The following is a 1,923-nucleotide window of genomic DNA, read 5'->3' as shown; positions in this document are numbered from 1 at the left end:
CCGAGGTCACAAAAGGCGAGCGAGTTTCAAAGGGCACGGTGTTCTTGTTCACCGTGATTCCGGCCTGGTCCAGGGCCTGTTCGGCGTCCTTGCCGGTGATGTCCTTGTTGGTCAGGTCCACCAGCATGAGATGGTTGTCCGTGCCGCCGGAGACGAGTTCAAAACCGGCGTCCATCAGGGCTTGGGCCAGAGTGGCGGTATTGTCGAGCACCCGCTGCTGATAGGCCGCGAAGGCCGGGCGCAGGGCTTCGCCGAAGGCCACGGCCTTGGCCGCGATGACGTGCATCAGCGGGCCGCCCTGGATGCCGGGGAAAATCTGGCTGTTCAGGGTCTTGGCGTTGTCCTCGCTGGAGAGGATCATGCCGCCGCGCGGGCCGCGCAAGGTTTTGTGCGTGGTGGTGGTCGTGATGTGGGCGTGAGGGATGGGACTCTCGTGCAGGCCCACGGCCACCAGGCCCGCGATATGGGCCATGTCCACCATCAGCTTGGCTCCCGTCTCGTCGGCGATGGCCCGGAAGCGGGCAAAGTCAATGCGGCGCGGATAGGCGCTGGCTCCGGCCATGATCACGGCGGGCTTGTGCTCGCGGGCCAGAGCTGCCACTTCGTCATAATCGATGCGGCCCGTTTCCTTCCGCACGCCGTAAGAAACGACCTTGAACAGGCGCCCCGAGAAGTTGACCGGGCTGCCGTGGGTCAGATGCCCGCCGTGAGAGAGATTCATGCCCAAGATCACGTCGCCGGGCTTGAGGCAGGCGAAATAGGCGGCCATATTGGCCTGGGAGCCGGAATGGGGCTGCACGTTGACGTAGCCGCAACCGAAGAGCCGCCTGGCCCGGTCCTGGGCCAGGGTTTCGGCGATATCCACGTATTCGCAGCCGCCGTAATAGCGCTTGCCGGGGTAGCCTTCGGCATATTTGTGGGTCAGCACGCTGCCCTGGGCTTCGCGCACGGCGGGCGAGACAAAGTTCTCAGAGGCGATCAGTTCCAGTTTGCTCACCTGCCGGTCGGATTCCAGCATAATGGCCCGGGCCAGCTCCGTATCTTGAAGCAGAATTTCGTCCATGAACGCTTGTCCTTTTTACTTAAAGAATACTGCCCGCCACAGCGGCGGGCAGTGTTTGTTTGCCAGGAAGCGGCCGGGAGGCAAATGCCGCGCTACTCAGCCCATTTTTTCAGAATCAGGCTCGCATTGGTGCCGCCGAAGCCGAAGGAATTGCACATGGCGTATTCACAGACAACGTGCCGGGAGCCGTCCGCCAGATAATCCAGATCGCACTCTGGGTCGGGATTTTCCAGGTTGATGGTGCCGGGCAGCATTTCCTCGCGCAGGGCCAGGGCCGTGAAGACCGTTTCAATGCCGCCCGCCGCGCCCAGCAGATGGCCGGTCATGGACTTGGTGGCGGAGATTTTGATCTTCCCGGCGTGCTCGCCGAAGACCAGTTTGATGGCCTTGGTTTCCGTGCTGTCGTTGAGCTGGGTGGAGGTGGCGTGGGCGTTGATGTGCCCCACGGCCTCGGGCGCGATGCCCGCCTCGCGCAGGGCGTTCTGCATGGCGCGGGCCATGCCCTCGCCGGTGTCGCAGGGGGCCGTCATATGGTAGGCGTCGCCGGAAGCGCCGTAACCGGCCACTTCCGCGTAAATCTTCGCGCCGCGCGCCCGGGCGGATTCCAGACTTTCCAGCAGCAGCAGGCCCGCGCCCTCGCCGATCACAAAGCCGTCGCGCTTGCCGTCAAAGGGGCGGGAAGCGCGCGTGGGGTCGTCGTTGTAATGGGTGGACAGGGCCTTGAGGGCCGTAAAACCGGCCACGCCCAGAGGCGTCACCGTAGCCTCCACGCCGCCGGAAATGGCGGTGGTGGCCCGTCCCAGCAGAATTTCGCTGTAGGCCGTGCCCACAGCGTGGATGGCCGAGGCGCAGGCTGTGGT

General features: G+C 64.2%; 2 protein-coding genes. Both read right to left on the bottom strand.

Going from position 1 to position 1,923, the window contains the following annotated elements:
• Positions 1 to 1,063 (bottom strand): serine hydroxymethyltransferase (glyA, locus tag KH208_RS15285; RefSeq protein WP_291437729.1); only part of this gene is annotated, 1,063 nt, incomplete at its 3' end.
• Positions 1,064 to 1,155: 92 nt separating this feature from the next.
• Positions 1,156 to 1,923, bottom strand: a 768-nt coding sequence (locus KH208_RS15280) for a beta-ketoacyl-ACP synthase II (protein WP_291437727.1), incomplete at its 5' end; no start/stop codon positions are given.

The sequence above is a fragment of the Desulfovibrio sp. genome (assembly GCF_018379785.1).
Classification (GTDB): Bacteria; Desulfobacterota; Desulfovibrionia; order Desulfovibrionales; family Desulfovibrionaceae; genus Desulfovibrio.
This window is presented reverse-complemented; position numbering and strand designations above follow the sequence as displayed.